Here is a 6045-nt window from a genome sequence, read left to right as displayed (position 1 = left end):
CGGGCAACTTCCTTCCAATACGGGAGCGGGTTATGTGATTCGTCGTATTTTAAGACGTGCGGTTCGTTACGGCTACCAGACTTTAGGTTTGAAAGAACCATTCCTGTCAGGTCTTTCCGTCGTGCTTTCAGAAGTTATGGGTGATCCGTTCACAGAATTGATCAAACAACGCGAATTGGTTGAAAAAGTCATTCGTGAAGAAGAATTGTCTTTCTTCAGAACGCTGGAACAAGGAATCAGACGCATCGAAGCATTAATTGAAACAACAAAGGCTTCTAATTCCATCATCCTGGACGGAAGTTCGGTTTTCGAATTATACGATACCTATGGCTTCCCATTCGATTTAACGAGTCTGATTGCGCGTGAAAACAACCTTTCAGTTGATGAAAAAGGATTTGACGAAGAATTGGCAAAACAAAAAGAACGTTCTACAGGAGCTACAAAGATAGAAACCGGAGACTGGGTTCAGCTTACAGATGATTCAATAGAAGAATTTGTGGGTTATGATTACCTGGAAACAGCTGTTGAACTCGTGAAATACCGCAAGGTTTCCCAAAAAGGGAAAACGTTCTACCAATTGGTATTTACCAAGACTCCGTTCTACCCGGAAGGTGGTGGACAAGTCGGTGATACGGGAAGAATTTACAACGATTCGGAATCGATCGTAATCTTTGATACCAAAAAAGAAAACGGTCTGATTGTACATCTTTCGGAAACGCTTCCTACTGATCCGAACAAACCGTTTACCGCAGAAGTAAACGAAGAAAAACGCAAGTTATCCGCTTACAATCACTCGGCTACTCACCTTTTGCATCACGCATTGAGAACCGTTTTGGGAACGCATGTGGAACAAAAAGGATCGTTGGTAAATCCGAACTATTTGCGTTTTGACTTTTCTCATTTCTCGAAAGTAACAGATGATGAACTGGCTAAAATCGAAGCATTGGTGAGCGAAGGAATTCGTGCAAGTATTGATTTGGATGAAAGACGTAATGTTCCGATCGAAGTAGCAACAGAAATGGGTGCAATGGCTTTGTTCGGTGAAAAATACGGTGATACGGTTCGTGTGATCAAATTCGGCGATTCAGTGGAATTGTGCGGAGGAACTCACGTAAAAAACACCGGACAGATCGGCTTATTTAAAATTCAATCCGAATCTGCTGTTGCAGCAGGAGTGCGACGTATCGAAGCGATTACCAACGTTGCTGTGGAAACATTCTACGCAGACCAGGAAGCGAAGTTGAAATCGGTGAATGAACTGCTTAAAAGCCCGAAAGATCTGACCAAAGCGATTGAAGACTTGCTTGCAAAAAACAATCAGCTTCAAAAACAGGTGGAGAATTTCAAGAAAGAACAGGCTAAATTGGTGAAAGCTGATTTGAAGACCAAAATTGTTTCAAGAAATGATTTCTCTTACCTGGATGCAATCATTGACCTGGACGCAGGATCTGTAAAGGATATTTTGTTCCAGCTGAAAGGAGAAGTTCCGAATTTGGTTGCTGTGATCGGTTCAAAAGAAGAAGACAAATGCGCCATCAGCGTTTTGGTTGATGAAAATTTGGTTTCTTCCAAAGGATGGAATGCCGGAAACCTGGTTAAATCTGTTGCATCTTTGATTCAAGGTGGTGGCGGTGGACAAGCATTCTTTGCAACTGCTGGTGGAAAAAATGCAAACGGATTAGCTCAAGCAATCGAAGAGATCAAAAAAACGATCGCTTAATTACGTCCTAGTTTCGAACGAACAAACGCAAGAGCTTTTGTGATATAATTGATCGTTTCTTTCTCTAAAGAGAACAAATAGATCGGACCAAAAAATAATACAACGACTAAAGTGGATTCAAACAAAAATTGGATCCACTTGTTGTTTATAAGACCTTGCGTGAGCTGTCCGGCAAATAAGACCAAAACACTGATCCCGATAATAATAAACTGGTTGCGGTGGAATGGATGCAGCTTGTACGCATACCAAATAAACAATAGTCTTCCAACATTGTACACCAGCAAGGCAATGGAAGTTGAAATAGCCGCACCAGCAATTCCCCACATCGGGATCATCAGGTAGTTTAATACATAAACAGCAACGATCAGAAACATGGTGAAGATAATATCGTAACGGTATTTTTTAGAAGTCGAAAAAATTGCTCCGTTCAGCCCGAAATACATATCAACCAGCTTCCCGATCATGATAAAGAAGAATACCCAGATACCTTCTCTAAACTCAGGTTTCAGAAAAGAAAACAGGAAATCGATATTTACCCAGCAAAGCAGGAACATTGCCAAACCAATCACCAGGGAGACCGAGCTCACTTTGGTATACAACTCCTTCATCTTATCGAAATTCCGGTGTTTCCAATAATCAGAAACCAGCGGTGCACTTACTCTCAAAATCGATCTATAAGGAACCTGCAACACGCTTGTCAAAAAGATAACAGTGGTAAAAACCCCGGTTCCGTCCAACCCCACAAATTGAGCAATCATCAATACATCCAGTGAATTTACCCAAACAGCTCCCAGCGTATTGATATAAGAAAAGGATGAAAAATAGAAAACGACCCGCTTCAGCCTTTTGGGAATTTGAATGGACGAAAGCCTGACATTGAATTCGTTGATTCGTTTCAGGTATAACACCAGGATCATTGTCGGGATGATGTATAAAAGGCTGTGCAAACCTACGAATAGCTCAAACGAGATCCAATTCAGCCATTTCAGAACAAGGATCACGGTTGTAGCCAGACGAAGCACAACTTCATAAGCAAAAACAGCAACAATATTTTTATACAGGCTTCGGAGATACACTTCCAGAACCATGAAAAGCACATACGAAATCCCAATCGGAAGCACCCAATAATAGTAATCCAGGAACATCGGTGATTTTTCCATGTATCCCCGCTCAATTTGTTCCCTGAAAAGAATATACAGTGCCGAATAAATCAGGATTCCTGCACCGACGATCAGGAGCAGGAAAGCAAGAAATCCATGGTGTTTTTTAGCCTCATTCCGCATAAACGGAAAGAATTTCCATGTTGCGTATACTGTTCCGAAATTTGCTAGCTGGGCAAACAAAGTACCGATCGAAATGATCAGGTTGATCAAGCCTATCTGAGAAGTAGAAAGAATCGCAAGAAACAAAACTCCCTTATTCAGGTAACCGATCAATATTCCGAAATAGGAAATCAGTGTTGTCCTAAAAGCGTCTTTTTGTACCAGTCCCATTGCTGCGAAATTAAGGAATATTTCCCGTTACAAGAAAAGCAAGTTTCAGATTTCTACCTATGGATTAAATTCGTTATTTTTGATAACTCAAACAAACTAGAAACAAAGGAATCAAAATCATGAATATTGCTCTAATCACAGGGTCAGGAGGATTAATCGGAAGTGAATCAGTTATTTTTTGCGCAGACAAATTTGACCTAATCATCGGTATTGATAATGATATGCGTTCTTACTTCTTCGGAAACGATGCTTCAACGCAATGGAACGTGCTGGAACTGAAAGAGAAATACACCAATTACCAACATTACAACATTGACATTCGTGATTATGCCGGATTAGAAACCATTTTCCAGGAATATGGTAAAGATATTAAACTGATTATTCACTCTGCTGCACAACCTTCCCATGATTGGGCTGCAAAGGAACCTCTGACAGATTTTGGAGTGAACGCTACCGGAACTCTGAACATGCTCGAATTGTGTCGGAATCATTGCCCGGAATCGGTATTTATTTTTACATCTACCAATAAAGTTTATGGTGACAATCCGAACCTTCTTCCATTAGTCGAGCTGGAAAAAAGATGGGAAATTGATAAAACTCATCCTTACTTTCAAAAGGGAATTGATGAGCAAATGTCATTGGATCATACTACCCACTCTATTTTTGGAGCATCCAAAGTTGCAGCTGATGTATTGGTTCAGGAATACGGCAGATATTTTAACATGAACACCGCAGTTTTCAGAGGCGGATGTTTGACAGGACCGAATCATTCCGGAGCAAAACTGCACGGATTTCTGTCTTACCTTGTGAAATGTAATCTAAGCGGCGATCACTATACGATTTTCGGATACAAAGGGAAGCAAGTACGGGACAATATTCATAGCTACGATTTGGTAAATATGTTTTGGCATTTCTATCAGAATCCGAGAAAAGGAGAAGTCTACAATGCCGGCGGAAGCCGTTTTTCAAATTGTTCCATGATCGAAGCAATTGATGCAATTGAACTGATTTCCGGAAAAAAGATGAATTACTCCTACACCAATGATAACCGCGTGGGTGATCATATTTGGTATATCAGCGATATTCAAAAATTCAGAGATCATTATCCTGATTGGAATTACAAATACGACCTGAACGATATTATTTCTCAAATTCATGACTCCATGAAAGAACGCGTTATAAAAAGCGTTTAGAATGAAAAAAACAATCACGTTTATTGCGCGGAATTACCCTCCTTCATTGAATATCAATGGGGAATCTGTTTGCGATATGATTGGTTTTCTACAAGAAAATTATCCCGAAATCGTTTGTAATGTTGTTTACATTGACAAAACGACTGGTCAGGGTGGAAAAAAAAGGGAACCATTGGGAAACCTGGTCAAAATCAAAAACCGATTTGATGGGAAATCCGGCCCCATGAAACTAATCAAGTTGCTGTATGACGGTTATATTCTGGTCAAAACTGCCAGGAAACTGAAATCGGATCTGTTTGTTATTACCACTTCTCCTCCGCTACTTCCATTCTGGGCAGCCAGAGGATTGGGAAGAAAAAACAAACGCGCATTATGGGCTCTCGATTTATTTCCTGAAATGTTTAAAGCCAATGGCAATATCCGTGAAAGTAATTTCATTTATCGATGGATTCTAAAGAAAACCTATTCTGACAAACCCGAATTTGTGATTGCACTAGGACCGCAGCAAGCTTCATACATCACAAAAAGCTGCTACCGGCAAGAAATCCCGATAAGTATTCTGCCATGTGGCGCTTTTGAGGGAAAACCTTCTGATACGGCACCGGATTGGTATGATTCTGAAAAAATAATCATTGGCTACTGCGGAAATGTTCATGATGCCCATAATCCGGATTTCATCTGCTTTATGATTGAAGCCATTGATCCCGACAAGCACTTATTAATACTGGCACTATATGGAGATAAAGCTCCTGGTCTGATTAAATTTGCAAAAGATAAAAAAGGAGTCATTCTAACACCAGGTGTTCCCAGGGATCAGTTGGCTTTCATTGACATTCACATGGTTTCCCTCTTACCCGGATTTACTCATTATGCAGTTCCTTCCAAAGCGGTAAGTGCTGTTACCATGGGAAAACCGGTTCTTTTCTGTGGAAATGAGGAAAGTGACAATTGGTATATGTTCCGTGATGCAGGGTGGCTTATTCCTGATAACTTAGAGATGAAGGAACAGATTACAATATTCTGCCAAACCATCTCCAAAGCAGCAGTCGATGAAAAGGCAGCAAATGCTATGAAATATGCTGCAAAATTGGAAGAAATGGTTCTCAATTCATATCATTTTGTCGGTAATTATGTCTCCGGATTAAAATAAATTAGGAGTATCCACTTGTATATCACCCCATAAATTGATTACGAAGTGTGAGGGTTGTATCTCTGTCAAAACAAACCGAATATGATTGGGTTACCAGGCCCAAAAAAGGTAGAATAATTCTGATTCTGGTTCTGATTCTACAGATTCTAAATTAAAAATTAGCATATTTGCGCTATGGAAGAAATAAAAATTGCATCCTCTGAAGTAAATACTTGCTTTATTTGCAATTCTTTAGGAAAAAGTAAGTATCTAAATCTGGATGACTGCAATTACGGTACATCTAAAGGTTGGAATATCGTAGAATGCTCAAATAGTACTTGCGGACTGATGTGGTTGAATCCAATGCCTACGGTTGAGGAGATCGGTAAGGCTTACGAATCATACTACACGCATTCGGAAGCAAAAAAAAAACTTGTAGAGTTATCCTTCCTGGAAAAACCTTATTTAGCCGTAGCGCATAATTATTTTTCATCGCTGTCTTTCTTCCGG

5 protein-coding genes are annotated in these 6045 nt (G+C 40.0%); 4 read left to right on the top strand and 1 reads right to left on the bottom strand.

From position 1 onward, the window contains the following. Positions 1–1720: alanine--tRNA ligase (gene alaS / locus Q1V93_RS01250; protein ID WP_300660378.1), on the top strand; the 1720-nt coding region annotated here is incomplete at its 5' end. Here alaS and Q1V93_RS01245 read toward each other — a convergent pair. Beyond that, positions 1717–3213 (bottom strand): polysaccharide biosynthesis C-terminal domain-containing protein, encoded by a 1497-nt coding sequence (locus Q1V93_RS01245; protein ID WP_300660375.1) that lies wholly within the window; start codon positions 3211–3213, stop codon positions 1717–1719. The genes alaS and Q1V93_RS01245 overlap by 4 nt on opposite strands. A 119-nt stretch (positions 3214–3332) precedes the next feature. Between Q1V93_RS01245 and Q1V93_RS01240 the strand changes: the two genes are divergently transcribed. The 3 genes from Q1V93_RS01240 to Q1V93_RS01230 form a co-directional block, all read left to right on the top strand. After that, positions 3333–4406 carry an NAD-dependent epimerase/dehydratase family protein gene (locus Q1V93_RS01240; protein WP_300660372.1) on the top strand — a complete coding sequence of 358 codons (1074 nt, stop codon included), beginning with the start codon at positions 3333–3335 and terminating at the stop codon, positions 4404–4406. Between the two features lies 1 nt (position 4407). Further along, entirely contained in the window at positions 4408–5556 is a 1149-nt protein-coding gene (locus Q1V93_RS01235; RefSeq protein WP_300660369.1) for a hypothetical protein, read from the top strand. Between the two features lie 174 nt (positions 5557–5730). After that, on the top strand, positions 5731–6045 hold a 315-nt coding region (locus Q1V93_RS01230), incomplete at its 3' end, for a hypothetical protein (protein ID WP_300660366.1).

Source organism: Fluviicola sp., assembly GCF_030151805.1.
GTDB lineage: Bacteria > Bacteroidota > Bacteroidia > Flavobacteriales_D > Crocinitomicaceae > Fluviicola.
The sequence above is the reverse complement of the archived record's forward strand: the minus strand, read 5'-3'. Positions and strand labels throughout refer to the sequence as shown.

Bases quoted from the DNA above. Each gene is read 5' to 3' on its own strand.
- Q1V93_RS01245 (WP_300660375.1), bottom strand. From the start codon at position 3,213: ATGGGACTGGTACAAAAAGACGCTTTTAGGACAACACTGATTTCCTAT.
- Q1V93_RS01240 (WP_300660372.1), top strand. From the start codon at position 3,333: ATGAATATTGCTCTAATCACAGGGTCAGGAGGATTAATCGGAAGTGAA.
- Q1V93_RS01235 (WP_300660369.1), top strand. From the start codon at position 4,408: ATGAAAAAAACAATCACGTTTATTGCGCGGAATTACCCTCCTTCATTG.